Below are 17279 nucleotides of genomic sequence, written 5' to 3'. Positions count from 1 at the left end.
ACATCATGCGCCATCACCGGCATAGTGTCGCCGGTGAACGACGATTTGCTCGCGCGGCAGGAAGCTTTGCAGGCCGAAGGCGCCGAGGTCCTGGCCGAGTTGGAGGCGGCGTGGGCGTCGTTCGACCTGGGTTCGTTGCTGCCGACGGGGAGCTACGTGTCGGGGCTGATGTCGTGGCGCGACCTGGACGTGATGGTGTGCGCCGGCGCGTCGTTCACGCCGTCGGACGTCGTGGCGCTGCTGGCGAAGATCGTGCTGATCCCGGGCGTGGTGGGCTTCACGTACGCGGATGAGCGCGGCCCCCGCGCCCCGACGCCGGCGGTGCGGGACGAGCGCTACCACGTGCCGATCTCGCTGCGGCGCGGCGACGCGACGTGGACGATCGACCTGACGATCTGGCTGCACGACGTCCACCGCAACGTGACCGAGTGGCACGAGGCGCTGCGCGACCGCATCACACCCGCGCAGCGGCTGGCCGTGCTGCGCATCAAGGACGAGTGGCACCGGCTGCCGACGTACCCGTACGAGGTCGGCGGCCAGCAGATCTACCAGGCCGTCTTGGACGACGGCGTCGAGACCGGCGACGAGTTCGCCGCCTGGCTGACCGAACGAGGTTTCCCGAGCCGCTAGCGCATCAGCAGTCGGACCAGGTCGGCGATGACGTCGTCCGGCGTAAGCGGCTCGAGCATGTCGGGCAGCGTGAGGTGTTCGACGACGAGGCCGCTGATCGCGAGGTAGAGGAGCAGCACGGTCGTACGGTCGCCCGGCATCCCTGAGGCGGCGTGGCGGGCGACGTCCTGGGCGTGGTTGGCCCGGATCGTCGCGGACAGCAGCTCGCGCAGCTCCGGCTGCCGGGTCGCCTCCAGGCGCAGCTCGAGCAGCGCCTGGTAGCCCGTACGGTCGGCGACGATCCGCCCGAACAGCGCCTGCAGCTGGGCGGTCGCGACCTCCCTCGTCGGCGGCCCGGCCGCACCAGCGAGCTCCTCCTCCGGCGACGGCCCCATCCGGACGTGGATGCGCTGCGCCACCTGGCGGAACAGGTCCGTGCGGTTGGCGAAGTAGTTGGACGCCGTTCCAGCGGGTACGCCCGCCTCGGTGTCGACCGCGCGGAACGTCAGCCCGCGCGCCCCGTCCCTGGCGAGCACCTCGATCGCGCCGTCCACGAGGGCCGCACGCCGTTCGTCGTTCCGCCGAACCATCAGTCACTCCCTGGACATCCGCTGACCACTGTGTTTAGAGTACTACAACCACAGTGATTTGGGAGGGACCCATGCGAAAGCTCGTCTACCTGATCGCCTCGACCATCGACGGCTTCATCGCCGAGGCCGACCGCAGCGACCCGACCGGCAAGGTCTTCCTGCTCGAGGGCGACCACGGCCCGGTGCTCACCGCGGAGTATCCCGAGATGGTGCCGGGACACTGGCGCGAGGCAGCCGGCCTCGAAGGCGTCGAGAACAAGCACTTCGACACCGTGCTCGAGGGTCGCGTCTCGTACACGATGGCGCTCGCGGAAGGCGTCGAGAACGCGTACCCGCATATGCGGCATCTGGTGTTCTCGACCACGCTCGAGGAGGTGCCCGACAAGGCGATCGAGCTGGTCTCCACCGACCCGCTCGCCAAGGTACGGGAGCTCAAGAGCGAATCAGGCAAGGACATCTGGCTCTGCGGCGGCGGCGCTCTGGCAGCGTCGCTGCGCGAGGAGATCGACGAGATCCACCTCAAGCTCAACCCGGTGTCGATCGGTACGGGCGCGCCGATCTTCGACGGGCCGTTCCAGATCAACCGGTGGACCGTCGAGTCGACCCGGGCGTTCGACAGCGGAGTCGTGCTGATTCGCTATGTACGCGCGTAAGCTCGACCATCGTGCCGTTTCCCGATGAGCTCGTCCACGACGTGAAGGTGCACGACTACGACCCGACCTGGCCGGCCGAGTTCGCCAAGCTGGCAGCCGAGCTCCAGGCCACGCTCGGCCCGCTCGCTTTGGCGATCGAGCACATCGGCTCGACGTCGGTTCCCGGCCTCGCGGCGAAGGACTGCATCGACATCACCGTGCTGGTCGCCAGCGTCGACGAGCCGCTGCTCACCGAACGGCTCACCGCCGCCGGTTACCGGCTGCGGCCGGAGTCGTGGAACCGCGCCGAGGAGGCGAACGGCGTCGCGTACCCCAAGCTGGTGTTCGCGCCGCCCGTCGGCGCGCGGAGCCACAACGTGCACGTCCGGGAACGCAGTCCCGCCGCCAGGACAGCGCTGCTCTTCCGCGACTTCCTGCGTGCTGACGATGTAGCGCGCGACGGGTGGGGCGGGTTCAAGCAGCGGTTGGCGCAGAGCGTTCCGGACCTGTACGACTACGGGCAGATCAAGGCGCCGGCGTGGACGGTGTTGATGGGGGCAGCCGAACGATGGGCCGCCGAGACGAACTGGGAGGCATTCCGATGATCACGCGTGGCCGGACCGAGCATCTCGCCTGGGTGCGTACACGGGACGACGTGGACACCGTGTTCCTGCACGGGTTCAGCGACAACGCCGACGTGTGGCTGCCCTGGTTCGACCAGTTCCCGTCGCGCGGGTCGCTCGCGATCGACTCGCGCGGCCACGGCCAGTCCGGTCTGCCCGAGGACGAGGGCGGAGCGTCGGCGAACGCGGCCGATGTCGCGTTGGTCCTGGGTGCACAGGAGATTCCGGCTGCTGGCGTGGTGCTGATCGGTCACTCGATGGGCGCGGTCACGGCCGCCGCGACCGCCGGGCAGTTTCCGGAGCTCGTTCGCGCTGTGGTGCTGGAGGATCCGCCGTTCCCGACCCCGCCGGTGCCCGACGCGACCCAGCGCTCGGTGCCCGAATGGTTCCTCGCCGAACGCGCCCGGTCGTTGGAGGAACGGATCGAGAACGCTCGCGCCAGAAACCCGGCCTGGTCCGACGACGAGATCGAGCCGCAGGCCCGGTCGACCGGCGAGCTCGACCAGCGGATGTTCGAGCTGCCGGTGGAGGCACCGGTCGCGATGAGCGAACGGCTGACCCGCGTCACCTGCCCCGTCCTGGTGATCCACGGGGACGTCGCGCGCGGCTCGACGACCTCGCCTGAGCAGGCGGAGGCGTTGCGGAACGCCGCCGCCGGCGAGCTGACCATCGCCCACGTTCCGGACGCCGGGCACAACATTCGCCGCGACCAGCGCTCGGCGTACCTGGCCGTGGTGAACGCCTTCCTCGACGGTCTCTAGGCGTTGGCGAAGTCGACGACGAACGTCGGGTACTCCGGCTGCGGGCAGGGCTCGCCGCGGTAGCCGAGGCGCTTGTAGAACGGGGCGGACGTCGTGGCGCCTGCCTGCCACTCGAGGTAGCGGCCACGCTCGGCGGTCCACGCCTTCGCCGCGTCGAGCAGCGCCGTTCCGATGCCGCGGCGACGCTCGTCGGGCAGCACGTACAGATCGTGCATGCGGATGATCCGGTGCAGGCTGCCGATCCGCAGGTGCGGCCCGTAGTCCTGCAAGGACACGTAGCCGATCAGCCGCGACCCGTCGGACGCGACCAGCACGCCCCAGCGCGGATCGGCCAACAGCTCGACGTACCGCGGCCGCGCGACCTCCGCCGTGTCGTCCGAGCCCATGTCCTTGAGCATCGGCCAGAACTCCGCCCAGTCCTCCACCGTGGCGGAACGGACGTCGGTCATGACTGGCCGAACACGACGAGAGCCCAAGCCAGCAAGCCGAACGCGACCGTCGAGAGCACGACGCGGACGTTGTTCGAGCTCACCCAGCGCGCCTCGTTGAAGGCCTTGCGGGCGGCGGCGTTGTCGATCTGGTTCGGATCACCGGCGGCCTTCAGCGCGTCGTTCATCGGCACGTTGATGGCGATCGTCATCACGAACACGACCAGGTACAGAACGAACGCCACGACGACCCAGACGAACGCGGGCTGCCCGAGGAGCAGCAGGCCGGCGACCAGCGGGAAGGCGAGGGCGCCGACGAAGTTCGTCAGCAGGAACCAGGGGTTCATGATGCCGCGGTCGAGCGCCTGGAACGCACCGACGAACGTACGGTCGTCGGCCTTCGCGAGACCCGGCATGACCGCGTGCCAGTACAGGCCGAACACGCCCGCCACCAGACCCATCGACAGCGTCGCCGCCAGCAGGAACACGGCCCGCAAGACATCCATCGTGTTCTCCCTCACCCCAACGTCCGTGCCGACGCTGAATCCTAGCTACGGATGGGCGTTCTTCGTGCGAGTCCGCCGGCGGTGAACAAGCCCTGCACGATCTCCAAGGCGAACTCCCGATCGGCATCGTTCGGGTCGAGCGCCTGTTCTGACCAGCTGACCAGGTCGTCCAGCGCACGTACGCCGTGGTGGTAGGCGACTCGTCGCTCGTCGACATCGACCGGGCCGTAGCCCGCGAAGAACCACGCGCGTTCCTCCTCAGTGCTCGGGCCGAAGAACGAGACGCCGCTCAGCGCGAACATCAGGTCGCGCTCGCGGGGCGAGAACATCGCGTCGTCCCAGTCGATCAGCCAGGCCTGGTCGCCCGTCAACAGCACGTTGCCTCGGTGCGGATCGGCATGACACAGCACGAAGGGAACGGTTTCGGCAGCGAGCTCGCGGCCGAGGGCGTTGGTCTGGTCGACGATGACGCGGATGCGTTCGGCCTCGGTGCGCCATACGTCCGCGAGCCGTTGGACAAGGTGGTCGCCGACGAACTGTTCGGGGAGCTCGAGGGCGGCTCGGGTCCAGCGTCCGTGGTCGTACGTCTCCCGCGGCAGGTCCACTTCGACGCTGGCGGCGTGGACGGCGGCGAGCACCGCGCCGTACGAGTGCCACCGAGCCTCGGTCATCTCGGCGCCGAACGAGTGCTCGTCGGAGATCCACGGCACGACGGACAGCCTGCGGCCGTCGCGTTCAGTCGACAGTTCGCCTGACCCAGCCCGTACCGGGGCGGTGATGCCCCGCACGCCGGCGGAGGCCAACAGAGCGGGGACGAGCAGCCCGGCGGCCGAACCGCCGCCGCTCCACTTGACCGCGTACGCCCGCCCGTCCGCTGCCGTGCCTCGCCACACCGCCGCGGCCACGTCGGCGCCGTGCTCGATGCGTTCGAGCTTCTCCAGCTCGATCCCGAAGTCTTCCTGGACCCACGCGACGATGCTCGGCATTCGACGCAGCCTAGGAACTATCGGCCGACAGTGCCGCTGGTTTTCTCCCGCCGCAGCCCGAGAACGCCGATCGCCGCGACGACGATGAGGAGGAGCGCGCTGGTGAGGGCCGCGGTGGTCAGGCCGGTGGTGAGGCTCGATCGCACGACCAGGCTGGCGATCGTGCCGAGGATCGCGATGCCCAGGGAGGAGCCGAGGGACGTGCTGGTCTCGGCGATCCCGGACGCGGCGCCGGCCTGGGCGGGCGGCGCGGTGCTCAACACCAGCGAGGTGGCGATGGTCGTCGCGAGCCCGGAGCCCAGCGTCAACACGTTGTAGCCGGCGAGGAACGTGGCCAGCCCGGTCGTCGGCCGCAGCGAAGCGAGGACGGTCAGTCCGGCGGCCATCGTCACCAGGCCAACGCCAAGGAGCGGGGCGGCATGGACGCGGCCGGCCAGGTGGGATGCGAGGAACGCGCCGGCGAACACACCGACGAACGTCGGCACCGCCCAGAGCGCCGACTCCAGCGGGCTCAGCCCGTGCACGGACTGCAGGAATGGGAACGCGAGCGCACCAAGGCCCGACATCACCAACGAGACCGCGGTACTCGTCCCGATCGCCACCGAGAAGCCACGCGACCGGAACAGCCCCAGGTCGATCAACGGATGCGCGATCTGCCGCTGCCGCCGAAGGAACGCAGTGCCCGCGACGACGCCCACCAAGGCGGTCAGCAGCACGACGCCGCCCACTCCTGCCCGCGCGAGCTCCTTCATCGAGTACACCAGGCTGAGGATCGCCACCATCGACAAGCCAGCCCCGACGAGATCGAACGAGGACCGCTCCGGGCTCTTCGACTCCACGATCAACAGCGGCCCGACCACCAGCAACAGCACCATCACCGGCACGTTGATGAGGAACACCGAGCCCCACCAGAAGTACTCGAGCAACGCCCCGCCGAGGATCGGCCCCGCGATCGCCCCGCCCGCGAACGCGACGTTCCACGCGGCGACCGCCACGCTCCGATCGCGCGCGTCGGCGAACATCCCGCGGATCAACGAGAGGGTCGAAGGCGCCAGCGTCGCACCGCCGACCGCCATCAGCGCCCGAGCCGCGATCAGCAGCTCCGGGCTGGACGCGTACGCGAGCACAACCGACGACAGCCCGAACAACGCGGCCCCGATCAGCAGCACCTTCCGCCGCCCGATCCGGTCGCCGAGACTGCCCATCGCGATCAGCAGCCCCGCCATCACGAACCCGTAGACGTCCAATGCCCACAGCCACTCGGTCGGCGACGGCCGGAGCGCCGACGTGATCGCCGGGCCGGCGACGAACAGCACCGAGATGTCCATCGAGCTCAGCAGGGCGGCGAGCAGGAGAACGGCGAGGCCGGCCCAGGTGCGAGGAGTCGCGCGCATGTCGTCGATCGTACGTACGTACAAATCCACGCGTCAATATGTACGTACGTTCAAAACCCGCTAGCCTGCTGCCCATGAGTCAACGCGAGGACCTGCTAGCGGCGGCGAAGAAGCTGCTGGTCGACAAGGGGTACCACCGCACGACCGCCCGCGACATCGCGACCGCGTCCGGGTCGCATCTGGCGTCGATCGGCTACCACTACGGGTCGAAGGACGCGCTGATGACCGCCGCGGCGCTCGAGGCGCAGAACGAGTGGGGCGACGCGATCGACACCGCGATGGCCGCGGACGGAGCGGATGCCGCCGACCGGCTCAGCATCGCCGTCGACCGCCTGACCGCGTCGATGGCCGCCCAGCGTGAGGTGCTGGTCGCGAGCATTCAGACCTACGCCCAGGCCGCGTACGACGACGACATCCGCTCCACGCTCAGTGCCGCGACCGCCGGGGCACGGCGCAACCTCGCCGCCGGCATCCTCGGCACCGAGCCGGAGAACGTCGACGACGACACCACGAGGAGCCTCGGTTCGGTGGTGCACGCCCTGATCGCGGGCCTGTCGCTGCAGGCGTTCCTCGACCCGGCGACGCTCCCCACCGGCGCTCAGGTCGCGGCGGCGATGCGGGCGATCACGAAGGAGGAATAGGCGACCGCACAAGCATCCCGTCGGCGGACCGCACCGAGGTGGCCTTGCCGGCCTCGAACGTGTAGCGGAACGACTCGCCGTACGCGCCGTAGCCAGAGCCGCCCGTCACACGCAACGTGTCACCGTCGGGTTCGAGCGACGCGGCCTCGGCGGTGGGGTCCTCCTGGTCGGGGCTGAGCCAGTACAGCTGCCCGCCGAGCAACGCGATGTCGCCGATGCCGAAGATGTTCCCGAACCGGCCGGCGAAGCGGCCCAGGTCGGCAGACCCGCGTGACCGCGACGCGGCGAGGTCGAGCAGTTTGAACGGCTGCTGGACGTACCGCACCGGGTTGCCGTCCACCGCGTTGACCAGCACCGAGACGACCAGCTTCCGCTCGGGATCGACGAGCGTCCGGCTGGTGTGCCCGGGGTAGAGGCCGCCGTGCCCGAGCAGCTCGTGCTCGCCGATGCGGAGGACGTGCAGGCCCAGCGCGTACCGCTGGTCGTCGCCCCTGCCGGTCGCCCACAGCGGGTGGCCGAGCTGCCGCTTGGATGCCTCGGTGAGCAGCCGCTCGTCGCCGGGCAGGAGTGCGGCGAAGAACGTGGCGAGGTCGCGGGCGGTGCTGGAGACGCCGGTCGCGGCGGCGAGGGCGTCCGTTCCGACGTTGTCGAGCGGGACGCGGTCGCCGAACGCGAGCGCGGAGTACCCGGTGGCGTACTCGGCGCGGCGGGCTGTGTCGAGCTCGGCGGTCAGGTCGTTCAGGCCGAGCTTGCCGGCGATCTCGGTGCGGACGTGCTCGCCGAACGGGTTGCCGGTCGCCTCGAGGACGAGGCCGAGCAGCCCGTAGCCGATGTTGGAGTACTTGAACCGGACGTTGTCCTCGATCACGTTCGAGCTCGCGTCGGCGAGCCAGCCGAGCAGCAGGTCGCGGGAGGGGAACGGCGTCTCGAGCTGCCAGTAGTCGGCTTCGGGCCCGTTCCTGGTGAGGCCGCTGCCGTGCGAGAGCAGGTCGCGGAGGGTCAGCCGCCCGGCCGCGGTGCCGTCGAGCTCCTTCACGTGCGCGCCGGCCTGGTCGTCGAGGCGGAGGACGCCGCGTTCGACGAGCTGGAGAACGGCGACCGCGGTCACGGACTTGGAGTGCGAGGCGACGCGGAACAGATGCCGCTCGGTGAGCGGAGTGCCGTTCTCCACGTTCGCCTGGCCGAAGGCCGCCTCGTAGGCGATCCCGCCGTCGGCGTACACGGCGACCTGGACGCCGGGCTCGCGGAAGTACCGCTGCCCGAACGAGAGGAGGGTGTCGTAGTACGAGAGAACTTCGGCGAGCGTCTCAGCATCGGGCGCGGTCACCCGCTCGACGTTACTAGGCCGTACCTGGCAAATAGCGCCGGCGCGTGTCGTGGTCGCCTTACCCGGCCAGTGACCGCTCTACCTGGCGTCCACCCCACGTAAAGCGGCCAATGACCATGTAAACAGGCTCTTCTTAGCCAAGGGTGGTGGTGGGGCTGGTAGCAGACCTGTCGGCGTGTCTCCTCGTGAGGGGGGTCCTGTGCCGGTCAGTCTCGGTTGGTTGCGAATCAGCCGGGGCTGGAAGGAGCACAGGACCCGTGGATGACGTTACTGGGTGGACGGCCGCGTTGGGCCTTGAGGGGTTCGAGGTGACTCGGGCGGTGGAACTGCTCGGGGAGTGGAACCTGCTGATTCAGACCACGGCCGGGTCGCAGGCGTGTCGGGAGGCGTGTCGGGGGTGTGGGGCGGTCGCGTCGCCGCATGGTCGGCGGCCGGTGGTGGTGCGGGATCTGCCGATTGCGGGTAAGCCGGTGCTGCTGGTGTGGCATAAGCGGTTGTGGCGATGCCGCGAACCTCGTTGCCTGCAAGGAAGAACGACCACGGCGACGGCCACGGCCACGACGACGACGACGACCACGGCGACGGCGGTGACGTGGTCTGAGACGAGTGAGCTGATTCGGCCGCGGCGGTGTATGACCGAGCGGGCGGTGGCCGAGGCGGTGCGCCGGGTCGGTCAGGACCAGTCCGCGGTGGCGACGGTGGCCGCGGAGTTCGGTGTGTCGTGGGGCACGGTCAACACCGCCGTCGTGGCCGCCGCGAAGGCGCTGCGCCGGCCACCGGAGGCGCGTGCGGTGACCGCGGTCGGCGTCGATGAGCACGTGTTCGGGGCCCGTGGGCCGGTGCAGTGGATGCGGTTCTGCACCACCATCGTCGACGTCGGCCGCGGGAAGCTGCTCGATGTGCTGCCGGGCCGCACCGGCCGGATCGTGTCCGACTGGTTCGCCCACCGGGACCCGGCCTGGCGGGCCGGTATCCAGGCCGCGGTGTGTGATCCGCTGCGCTCCTACCGGTCCGGGCTACGGACCGGGCTGCCGCAGGCCAGCGTGGTGCTCGACGCCTTCCACCTGGTCAAACTCGGCACCGACACGACCGAACTGGTCCGCCGCCGGGTCCAGTTCGACCAACTCGGCCGCCGCGGCCGCAAGGGCGACCCCCTGCACGACACACTGCGGCTGCTGCGCAGCAAACCCGAGGCCTTCACCCCCGACGGACACCGCGCCACCCGACTGCGCACCGTCCTACTCGACCACGACCCCACCGGCCAGGTCGGCGCCACCTGGGAGATCGCCCACCGCCTCCGCCACCTCTACCAACGCGTCGACACCACGGCGAGGCAGCGTTTCCCCAACAAAACAAGGGTCACCGCACGCCTTGACCGGCTCATCGCCGACGCCCGCTACTACGCCCACCACGACGACATCCCCGAACTAGCGACCCTGGCGAACACCCTCACCGAGTGGCGCGACCCCATCCTCGCCCGAGCCGACCACCCCTACGCCAGCAACGGCCCCACCGAAGGCACCAACACCATCATCAAGAAGATCAAACGCATCGGCTTCGGCTTCCGCAGCTTCACCAACTACCGCGCCCGCATCCTCCTCGCCTGCGCCGACATAGACTGGCCACCCAAACCCGCAGCCACCCACATCAGACACCGCACACCACGCTTGGCTGCGTAGAGCCTGTAAACATGATCATTGGCTCCAAGGCGGGGCGGGGCCGGACCGGCGAACCCACCGCCGGACGAAAGACCGAGGCTAGGCCAAGGCTAGGCCGTGCCGACCGCTCAGTAGACGTCGGGGAGGTCGGCGCCGCACTCGGGGCAGGTGTCCGGCCGCGGCTCGGTGTCGGTGAGCCGGCCGCAGGCGGGGCAGACGTTCGGGAGGAAGCAGACCGGGCTGCCGCCCTCGTCGTCCTCGCTCATGGCTTCGACCGTACATCGATCAGGTTTCGAGAAGCGCCCGTGCTGGCGCGCTCCCTAACATCGAGATCGTTGGAAACCGAAGTCCTGCTGAAGGAGCCCGAGATGCCCGAGACCAACTTCACCGCCGAGGAACGAGCCGCCATGAAGGGACGCGCCAAGGAGCTGAGGACGGCCTCGAAGCGTGGCGCGGCCAGCAAGGCCGACGGAGAGTCGGACCTGCTCGCGGCGATCGACGAGATGCCGCCCGCGGACCGCGCGATGGCCGAGCGCATCCACGCACTCGTCCAGCAGAACGCGCCGGACCTCGTGCCGCGGACCTGGTACGGGCAGCCCGCGTGGGCCACCCAGGCGGGCAAGGTCGTCTGCTTCTTCCAGGCCACGGCGAAGTTCAAGACCAGGTACGCGACGTTCGGCTTCAACGAGCCGGCGAACCTCGACGACGGCACGATGTGGGCGACCTCGTTCGCGCTGCTGGACCTCTCGGCCGCCGACGAGAAGAAGCTCGGCGCGCTCATCAAGAAGGCCGCTGGCTAGCTGTCCGCCACATGGCGACGACGGTCAGGACGACGAGAGCCGCGGCCAGCCACAGGACGCCGCTGACGGCGATCGCGCCGACGACGGAGCTGGCGAGCAGCGCGCCGAGGGCGATGGCGAGGTTGAACATCGAGGTGTTCAGCCCGGTCGCCGCCTCGGTCGCGTTCGGTGCGGCCTTGAGGATCCAGGTCTGCACGCTCACGGGCAGGCCGCCGAACGCCATTCCCCACAGGACAAGAAGAATCGTGCCGTTCATCGGGCTCCCACCGACGACCGGGAAGAGCGCGAGAACGGCGGCGAGCAGGACGCTGACCGCGATGATCGTGCCGCGGGTGTTGCGGGCCGCGGCGGCACCGGCGAGGAAGTTGCCCGCGATGCCGGCGAGGCCGTACGCCAACAGCAGCGGGCCGATCGCCTTCGGGCCGACGCCGGAGATGTCCTGCAGGATCGGGCTGACGAACGTGAACGCCCCGTACGCGCCGCTGACCAGCAGGAACGTCGCGAGGACGCCGACCCTTACGGCCGGCACGCGGAGCTGATCGGCGAGCGTCCGCAGCCGGACGGGCTCGGTGGCCGGGAGCTTCGGCAGCAGGATCGCCAGCGCCACGAGGAGGACGAGCGCGAGGCCGGCGAGCGAGGCGAACGCGACGCGCCAGTGGGTGAGGCTGCCGAGCAGGGTGCCGGCGGGGACGCCGAGGACGTTCGCCGCCATCGCGCCGAAGAAGACCATCGAGAGTGCTCTTGGCACGGCGTGGCCGGGAACGAGGCGGACGCCGATACCGGCCGCGAGCGACCAGAAGCCGCCGATGCTGATGCCGACAAGGAAGCGCGCGCCGATCAGGACCGTGTAGTCGGGGGTGATCGCGACGACGACGTTCGCCAACGCCGCAAGGAGAATCAGGCCGAGCAGGACGAGCCTGCGGTCGACGCGCTTGATCGCGACGGGCAGGACCGCGGCGGTGACGGCGGCGACGAGGCCGGAGACCGTGACCATGAAGCCGACCTGTCCGTCGGTCACGTGCAGGCCGGCGCCGATGGCGGTGAGCAGGCCCATCGGCAGGTTCTCGACGGTGACGACGAGGAACGTGCCGAGCGTGACGGCGGTGACGGCGAGCCAGCTCTTGAGCGGGACGCGTTCGGTGTGCTGGGCGGGTGCTGCGGTGGCGGTCATCTCGGGTGCCCCTCGAGGTCTTGGTAGGATTTTGTTTAGCGCTAAGCAAATGTAGCTTAGTGCTAAGCGACTTGCCAAGAGGGGACGTGTCTGCGTTGGCGGATCATTTGGACTTCGTGCTCGATCAGTGGGCGCGGGAACGCCCTGACCTGGACGTTTCGGCGATGGGCGTGATCGGGCGGCTGTCCCGGCTGTCGCGGCTGGTGGGGACGGAGCTGGAGAAGGCGTTCAGCGCGCACGGGCTCGACCGGGGCGCGTTCGACATGCTCGCGACCCTGCGGCGGAGCGGTCCGCCGTTCGCGCTGACGCCGGCCGGCCTGATGCGGGCGTCGATGGTGACGTCGGGCGCGATCACCCAGCGGCTGGACCGCCTGGAGGCTCGGGGTTGGGTGACGCGTACGCCGAGCGACTCCGACGGCCGCGGCGTGGTAGTCGCGCTGACCGACGAGGGCCTTGCCCTGATCAACGCGGCGCTACCCGACCACGTGGCGAACGAGGAGCGGATCCTCGCCTCGTTGTCCACTGAGCAGCGTGCCCAGCTGGCGGAGACTCTGCGCCAGCTACTGGTGGCGCTAGGGGACTCGCCGGCCTGAGAGGAACAAGACAGCGGGTGTCCGGTTCGGCTGTTAGCGTCGCGGCGATGAGGATCGTCCCCGCCAACGAGGCCTCCGCCGACGATGTGCAGCTGGTCTTCGCCGGTGGCGATGCCGCGCGGTGTCAGTGCCAGTGGTTCAGGTCGACGCCGGCCGAGCATCGAGAGAGATCGCCCGCCCAGCGCGCCGACCTACTCCAGGGGCAAAGCCACTTCGGCGATCCCAAGGCAGCGGGAACGACAGGCCTCGTCGCCTACCTCGACGACGAGCCGGTCGGCTGGTGCGCGGTCGCGCCGCGCTCGACGTACGTCCGCCTGCTCAAGAGCCGGCTGGTCTGGGCCGACCGCCAGGAAGATCCCGACGACGAGGACGTCTGGACGGTCAGCTGCTTCGTCACCCGCCGCGGCTACCGGCGGCGTGGAGTGTCGTACGCCCTGGCGCGGGCGGCCGTCGAGTTCGCCAGGGAGCTCTGACTCAGCGCAGGCGGAGGCGGTGGGTGCTGCCTCCGGACGTTCCGGCGAAGAGGTACCTCCCGTCGCGATCCACCGCCAGGCTGGTGACGTTGGGGTTGTCCAAGCCGGCGGCGATCGACTTCCAGCTCGTCCCGCCGTTCGTACTCCGCAACACCCCGCGGCCGGAGTGCAGCAGGCCCATCGAGTCGTAGAACGCGCCCAGGCCGGCGTACACCCGCGACGGCACCTTCGGATCCACCACCAGGTCGGTCACCCACATGTCCAGCCCCGGCTGGATCGCCTCGCGCAGCGTCCGTCCACCATCGCGACTGACGTACAGCCCGCGACCCCCCACGACGAGTTGGTCGCCGTCGCGCGGGTTCACCGAGAGCGCCGTCACCGGTACCGAGGACAGCTGCCGGAACGAGAGCCCGCCGTCGTCCGACCGGTACAGCCCGGTCTCGTCGCCCGCCCAGAGCCGCTTCGGGTTCGTCGGGTGCCCAGCCAGCGCCCTGAAGGCATGCCCGTGGTCGACCTTCCGCCACGTCGCGCCGCCGTCCTTGCTCTCCACCAGCCCGAACCCGACGATGCTCCAGTACCCGACATAGATGTGCCGCGGATCGGCCGGATGCACGAGCAGCGACGTCGGCACCTCGGTCGGTCGCGTCAGCTCCTGCCAGGTCGCACCGCCATCCAGGCTTCGAGAAACGGCGAACGAAGGCCCGCCCGCCAGCACCTTGAAGACCACGTTCGGATCCGTCCGCGACACCCCCAGGAACCTGGCCTGCCGTCCGAGCGTCCCCTCCCCGCCCGACGACTCCCACTCCAGCCCCGACGCGGGAACAGGCGTCCGGAACGTGTCGCGGAACGTCCCCGCCACCAGCTTCGACCCGCTGACAGCCAGGTCGTACACGTTCGCCGCGGGCACACCTCGGCGCGCGTACGTCCCCGGCGCCGTCACCTCGAAGACGCCAGTCCCGGACGACGACACGTAGGCGGTGCCGTCAGCACGCCGGGTGAAGTCGTACTCCACCCCGTTCCGGTTCGGGTCGCCCCACGACGTCCAGCTCTTGCCGCGATCAGCGCCGACCCACAGGTGCGAACCGCCTTGCAGGGCGTAGATCTCGTCACCCACCAGCTCGACGTCCTGGAAGCTGATGCCGGTCTTCTGCAACACCTGTTGGAACGTCGCGCCACCATCGGTCGACGTGTACAGCCAGGGACTCGGGTAGCTCGCGACCACGATCGTCTGAGCATCACCCGCGACCCGCGCGACCCAGCCGAGCGGCGGCGGCTGGAACAGCTGCTTCGGCCCGTCCGGCGCGGTCGCCGCGTTGCGGATCACCTGCAGGCCTCGGTTCGTGCCGAGGTACAGGTCGGCGCCGATCCAGTGCAGGTCGTACAGGAGCGTCCAGTTCTTCGGCAGCTGGTTCCACGTCGTGCCCTGGTCGGTCGTCACGCGCACGCCAGCGGCGTCGGCGACCGCGAGCGCAGCACCGCCAGCGTCGAGCGCGATCGCGTCGATCTGCGCGTCGGGGCCGGGCAACGTCCGCCAGGTCGTACCGCCGTCGGGTGTCAACAGCACCTTGCCCTGGTACGTGAGATCGGCGGGTCGACCGTTCACCGCGACGTACAGCGCGTCGCCGTGTGCGGGGTCCGGCTCGACGCCGACGGTCGTCCCGCCGGCGACGGGCATCGTGCGAATCTCCCGCCAGGTACGCAGATCATCGGTGACGAACGTGCTCGTCGACCCAGTCGGCAGGACGGCCAGCCGGTTGCCGTTCGCGCCGAGCGCGAGGAAGCCCGCCTCCGCGTTGGGTCCGACGGGCTGCCAGCCGGAGTCGCCCGGCAGTGGCGTCTCCGCGACCTCGACCGCGTTCTCGCCGGTGATCGTCACCGACGAGGTCCGGCCGACGGTACGCAGCTCGCACACGCCGTCCGATCCCACCGGCACGTTCACCCGCCACGTGCGCGTGCCCGCGGGCTGGAGCACCGGCCGCTGCACCGGGCGCCCCGGGCACTCCACGGCAAGAGAAGGCGCGGCGGTCAGGTCCACCGGGCTGCGGACGAACACGTTCGTCGAAGCGCCCGCGGGTACGGCGTCGGGCGACGCGCTGACCTGCAGGTGCCGAACGGCAAGCAGGTAAGGGATCCGCAGATCCGTCGAACCGTCCCGGCCGACATCGACCAGAACCCAACCGCTGACCTCCCCGTCAGCGGAAGGCGTCGACAGGGACACCCGCAGCTGGGCTGACAGGCTGTCGCCGCGCGGGATCCTCGACTTGCCCGCCTCGACGGAGACCGAAGCGTCGAGGCCGCCCGATCGTTCGACCGACAGCTTCACAGGAACGTCCGCCCCGCTGACATTCGTCAACGACAGGTCGGAAGTACGCGTGATCCGCGCCTTCGACAGGTCCGCGAGCCCGAACGACACGGTCCGTACGTTGGCGACCACCCGAGCCGTCGCGGCCGCGAGCACATCGAGCCGGCCAGCACCCGCGAGCAGCGGATCCAGCGCGAGCCGATGCGCCGTACCTGCGAGCGCCGAGTCGACCTGCGCGACCGACCAGGTCGGATGCAGCTGGCGTACAAGGGCCGCCGCACCCGCGACGTGCGGCGCGGACATGCTCGTCCCACTTGCGCGACCGTAGGAGCCGTTCGGCAACGTGGACAGGATCTCCACGCCGGGAGCGACCAGCTCGGGCTTCGCGGCGAACCGCGGCGTCGGACCGCGCGAGCTGAAGTCCGCCAGCTCGTCGGTCGCGTCGACCGCCGTCAACTCCACCTTGACACTGCCGCCCGCGAGCTGGTGCGTCAGCGTCGCCGCGCTCGCACCGGGAAGCTGCATCGCGACGATCGAGTCGAGCCGACCGTCGTCGCGACCAGTCGTGAACGCGTGCTCCTGTGCCGCGGTCGCCTGCGGCACGCCCCACGAGTCCGGGATGAAGAAGAACATCGCCACCGCGCCCCGTTCCTGCGCGTACGTCGCCAGCTCGAGCTCCTGCGCGAACGGCACGTACGCATGGCACAGCAGCGCCTTGCCGGCAACCTCCTTGCCCGCGTAGTCCTCCGGCCGGCACTCGCCGATGTCCACGACCTCGGCGCGCACGGGAGCAGCCGAGGGGTTGGCCGAGTACGGACGCCGCACGCCGCGCAGGTCCTGCCGCGACGGCGAGACCATCGCCACCTCAGGCACCGTGATGCCGCTCGCGCTCGCCCCCACTGTGAGCACGCCGTCGGCGGAGGCGGGCGAGCTGACCGTCCCCGCGCCGGGGCCGGCGTTGCCGGACGACGCGACCACGACCACGCCCGCGGCGACCGCGCGGTTGGCGGCGACGGACATCGGGTCGGTGCCGTCGCCGGGACCGGACAGGCTGAGGTTCACCACGTCCGCGCGGTGCGGGTTGTCCGGTGCGACCGCCAGGTCGAGCGCGGCGATGATGTCGACGAGCTCCCCGTTGCCGTACTGGTCCATCGCCTTGTAGGCCACCAGGGTGGCGCCGGGCGCGACGCCGCGGACCTTGCCGTTCGCGGCGACGATCCCGGCCACGTGTGTGCCGTGCCCGTTGTCGTCCATCGGGTCCGGGTCGTCGTTGACGAAGTCGTACCCGCCGACCACGCGACCACCGAAGTCGGGATGCCGGTGGTCGATGCCGCTGTCGATGATCGCCACTGTCATGCCGGTGCCGTCTGCCTGCTTGCCGGCAGGGTCGGGGCGCTTCCACACGTCCGGCGCGCGCACGAGCGGGACGCTGTCGTCGAGGGTCAGCGCGTACGTCGTGTTCTCGTGCACCGCCTTCACACCAGAGACACCGCGTAGCGTGGCGAGCTCGGCACGCGGAACGGAGGCGACGAGACCGTTGTACGCGGCCGTGAGCCTCCGCGTGACATCGAGCTCGACACCAGCGGCGGAGGCGTCGGCGACCACCGCGTTCTGCTCGGCGCGGACGGCGTTCGTCGACGCCCGGGCAAGGGTCGGCGCGCCGTCGAGCTCGACGAGTACGCGGACCGTGTCCAGGTCGCTGGAATGGGCGGACGGCGTGAGGAGCACCGTGGCGGCGACCAGTACGGTCGCGAGAGCGGGGATGCGCACGCACTCAAGGTAGGC

18 protein-coding genes and 1 pseudogene are annotated in these 17279 nt (G+C 70.1%); 10 read left to right on the top strand and 9 right to left on the bottom strand.

What is annotated here, in order from left to right:
- The first annotated feature begins 33 nt into the window (after positions 1–33).
- Positions 34–630, top strand: a complete 597-nt coding sequence (locus tag JOD67_RS05285; protein ID WP_205115807.1) for a hypothetical protein — start codon at positions 34–36, stop codon at positions 628–630.
- Here the strand turns inward: JOD67_RS05285 and JOD67_RS05280 are convergent.
- Positions 627–1199, bottom strand: a complete 573-nt coding sequence (locus JOD67_RS05280; protein WP_205115805.1) for a TetR/AcrR family transcriptional regulator — start codon at positions 1197–1199, stop codon at positions 627–629. The genes JOD67_RS05285 and JOD67_RS05280 overlap by 4 nt on opposite strands.
- A gap of 71 nt (positions 1200–1270) precedes the next feature.
- On the opposite strand from JOD67_RS05280, the gene JOD67_RS05275 reads away from it, so the two are divergent.
- From JOD67_RS05275 to JOD67_RS05265, 3 genes are read left to right on the top strand one after another with little or no spacing between them, the layout of a single operon-like run.
- The gene (locus JOD67_RS05275) at positions 1271–1852 is read left to right on the top strand and encodes a dihydrofolate reductase family protein (protein ID WP_205115803.1); all 582 of its coding nucleotides are present in this window, start codon (positions 1271–1273) and stop codon (positions 1850–1852) included.
- A gap of 11 nt (positions 1853–1863) precedes the next feature.
- The gene (locus tag JOD67_RS05270; protein WP_205115801.1) at positions 1864–2436 is read left to right on the top strand and encodes a GrpB family protein; all 573 of its coding nucleotides are present in this window, start codon (positions 1864–1866) and stop codon (positions 2434–2436) included.
- The gene (locus JOD67_RS05265) at positions 2433–3215 is read left to right on the top strand and encodes an alpha/beta fold hydrolase (protein WP_205115799.1); all 783 of its coding nucleotides are present in this window, start codon (positions 2433–2435) and stop codon (positions 3213–3215) included. Before JOD67_RS05270 ends, JOD67_RS05265 begins: the two co-directional genes overlap by 4 nt.
- Here the strand turns inward: JOD67_RS05265 and JOD67_RS05260 are convergent.
- From JOD67_RS05260 to JOD67_RS05245, 4 genes are read right to left on the bottom strand one after another with little or no spacing between them, the layout of a single operon-like run.
- Entirely contained in the window at positions 3212–3664 is a 453-nt protein-coding gene (locus tag JOD67_RS05260; RefSeq protein ID WP_205115797.1) for a GNAT family N-acetyltransferase, read from the bottom strand. The genes JOD67_RS05265 and JOD67_RS05260 overlap by 4 nt on opposite strands.
- Positions 3661–4149, bottom strand: a complete 489-nt coding sequence (locus JOD67_RS05255; RefSeq protein ID WP_205115795.1) for an anthrone oxygenase family protein — start codon at positions 4147–4149, stop codon at positions 3661–3663. Before JOD67_RS05255 ends, JOD67_RS05260 begins: the two co-directional genes overlap by 4 nt.
- 41 nt (positions 4150–4190) lie before the next feature.
- Positions 4191–5135: a phosphotransferase enzyme family protein gene (locus JOD67_RS05250; protein WP_205115794.1), complete on the bottom strand. Its 945-nt coding sequence runs from the start codon at positions 5133–5135 to the stop codon at positions 4191–4193.
- A gap of 17 nt (positions 5136–5152) precedes the next feature.
- Complete coding sequence (locus tag JOD67_RS05245) at positions 5153–6529, bottom strand: MFS transporter (protein WP_205115789.1); 1377 nt, start codon at positions 6527–6529, stop codon at positions 5153–5155.
- A gap of 74 nt (positions 6530–6603) precedes the next feature.
- Here JOD67_RS05245 and JOD67_RS05240 point away from each other — a divergent pair, with 74 nt between their 5' ends.
- A complete protein-coding gene (locus tag JOD67_RS05240; RefSeq protein ID WP_205115787.1) occupies positions 6604–7170 on the top strand; it encodes a TetR/AcrR family transcriptional regulator in 567 nt (188 codons plus the stop codon).
- Here JOD67_RS05240 and JOD67_RS05235 read toward each other — a convergent pair.
- Positions 7154–8497: a serine hydrolase domain-containing protein gene (locus JOD67_RS05235; RefSeq protein ID WP_205115785.1), complete on the bottom strand. Its 1344-nt coding sequence runs from the start codon at positions 8495–8497 to the stop codon at positions 7154–7156. The two genes, JOD67_RS05240 and JOD67_RS05235, sit on opposite strands and share 17 nt — an antisense overlap.
- Before the next feature lie 143 nt (positions 8498–8640).
- Here JOD67_RS05235 and JOD67_RS41700 point away from each other — a divergent pair.
- Together JOD67_RS41700 and JOD67_RS05230 are read left to right on the top strand one after the other, a co-directional pair.
- Positions 8641–8958, top strand: a pseudogene (locus JOD67_RS41700) (hypothetical protein); the annotation flags it as partial.
- Positions 8959–9084: 126 nt separating this feature from the next.
- Positions 9085–10176, top strand: coding sequence for an ISL3 family transposase (locus tag JOD67_RS05230; RefSeq protein ID WP_307782728.1), 1092 nt, complete (start codon positions 9085–9087; stop codon positions 10174–10176).
- 107 nt (positions 10177–10283) lie between these two features.
- Here JOD67_RS05230 and JOD67_RS05225 read toward each other — a convergent pair whose 3' ends face one another.
- On the bottom strand, positions 10284–10421 hold the full coding sequence (locus JOD67_RS05225; RefSeq protein WP_205115781.1) for a hypothetical protein: 138 nt from the start codon (positions 10419–10421) through the stop codon (positions 10284–10286).
- A gap of 69 nt (positions 10422–10490) precedes the next feature.
- On the opposite strand from JOD67_RS05225, the gene JOD67_RS05220 reads away from it, so the two are divergent.
- Positions 10491–10955 carry an iron chaperone gene (locus tag JOD67_RS05220; RefSeq protein WP_239553728.1) on the top strand — a complete coding sequence of 155 codons (465 nt, stop codon included), beginning with the start codon at positions 10491–10493 and terminating at the stop codon, positions 10953–10955.
- On the opposite strand, the gene JOD67_RS05215 is transcribed toward JOD67_RS05220, so the two are convergent.
- The gene (locus tag JOD67_RS05215; RefSeq protein ID WP_205115779.1) at positions 10936–12126 is read right to left on the bottom strand and encodes an MFS transporter; all 1191 of its coding nucleotides are present in this window, start codon (positions 12124–12126) and stop codon (positions 10936–10938) included. The genes JOD67_RS05220 and JOD67_RS05215 overlap by 20 nt on opposite strands.
- A gap of 95 nt (positions 12127–12221) precedes the next feature.
- Here JOD67_RS05215 and JOD67_RS05210 point away from each other — a divergent pair, with 95 nt between their 5' ends.
- Both JOD67_RS05210 and JOD67_RS05205 read left to right on the top strand, forming a co-directional pair.
- Complete coding sequence (locus tag JOD67_RS05210) at positions 12222–12719, top strand: MarR family winged helix-turn-helix transcriptional regulator (RefSeq protein WP_205115777.1); 498 nt, start codon at positions 12222–12224, stop codon at positions 12717–12719.
- A gap of 47 nt (positions 12720–12766) precedes the next feature.
- Positions 12767–13192 carry a GNAT family N-acetyltransferase gene (locus tag JOD67_RS05205; protein ID WP_205115775.1) on the top strand — a complete coding sequence of 142 codons (426 nt, stop codon included), beginning with the start codon at positions 12767–12769 and terminating at the stop codon, positions 13190–13192.
- Between the two features lies 1 nt (position 13193).
- Here the strand turns inward: JOD67_RS05205 and JOD67_RS05200 are convergent, their stop codons facing one another.
- On the bottom strand, positions 13194–17264 hold the full coding sequence (locus JOD67_RS05200) for a S8 family serine peptidase (protein ID WP_205115773.1): 4071 nt from the start codon (positions 17262–17264) through the stop codon (positions 13194–13196).
- Between the last annotated feature and the right edge of the window lie 15 nt (positions 17265–17279).

It is taken from the genome of Tenggerimyces flavus, assembly GCF_016907715.1.
In the GTDB taxonomy this organism is placed as follows: domain Bacteria; phylum Actinomycetota; class Actinomycetes; order Propionibacteriales; family Actinopolymorphaceae; genus Tenggerimyces; species Tenggerimyces flavus.
This window is presented reverse-complemented; position numbering and strand designations above follow the sequence as displayed.

Excerpts from the sequence above, each read along its gene's own strand:
- JOD67_RS05280 (WP_205115805.1), bottom strand. The coding sequence starts at position 1,199 with ATGGTTCGGCGGAACGACGAACGGCGTGCGGCCCTCGTGGACGGCGCG.
- JOD67_RS05275 (WP_205115803.1), top strand. The coding sequence starts at position 1,271 with ATGCGAAAGCTCGTCTACCTGATCGCCTCGACCATCGACGGCTTCATC.
- JOD67_RS05265 (WP_205115799.1), top strand. The coding sequence starts at position 2,433 with ATGATCACGCGTGGCCGGACCGAGCATCTCGCCTGGGTGCGTACACGG.
- JOD67_RS05260 (WP_205115797.1), bottom strand. The coding sequence starts at position 3,664 with ATGACCGACGTCCGTTCCGCCACGGTGGAGGACTGGGCGGAGTTCTGG.
- JOD67_RS05255 (WP_205115795.1), bottom strand. The coding sequence starts at position 4,149 with ATGGATGTCTTGCGGGCCGTGTTCCTGCTGGCGGCGACGCTGTCGATG.
- JOD67_RS05250 (WP_205115794.1), bottom strand. The coding sequence starts at position 5,135 with ATGCCGAGCATCGTCGCGTGGGTCCAGGAAGACTTCGGGATCGAGCTG.
- JOD67_RS05245 (WP_205115789.1), bottom strand. The coding sequence starts at position 6,529 with ATGCGCGCGACTCCTCGCACCTGGGCCGGCCTCGCCGTTCTCCTGCTC.
- JOD67_RS05240 (WP_205115787.1), top strand. The coding sequence starts at position 6,604 with ATGAGTCAACGCGAGGACCTGCTAGCGGCGGCGAAGAAGCTGCTGGTC.
- JOD67_RS05225 (WP_205115781.1), bottom strand. The coding sequence starts at position 10,421 with ATGAGCGAGGACGACGAGGGCGGCAGCCCGGTCTGCTTCCTCCCGAAC.
- JOD67_RS05215 (WP_205115779.1), bottom strand. The coding sequence starts at position 12,126 with ATGACCGCCACCGCAGCACCCGCCCAGCACACCGAACGCGTCCCGCTC.
- JOD67_RS05205 (WP_205115775.1), top strand. The coding sequence starts at position 12,767 with ATGAGGATCGTCCCCGCCAACGAGGCCTCCGCCGACGATGTGCAGCTG.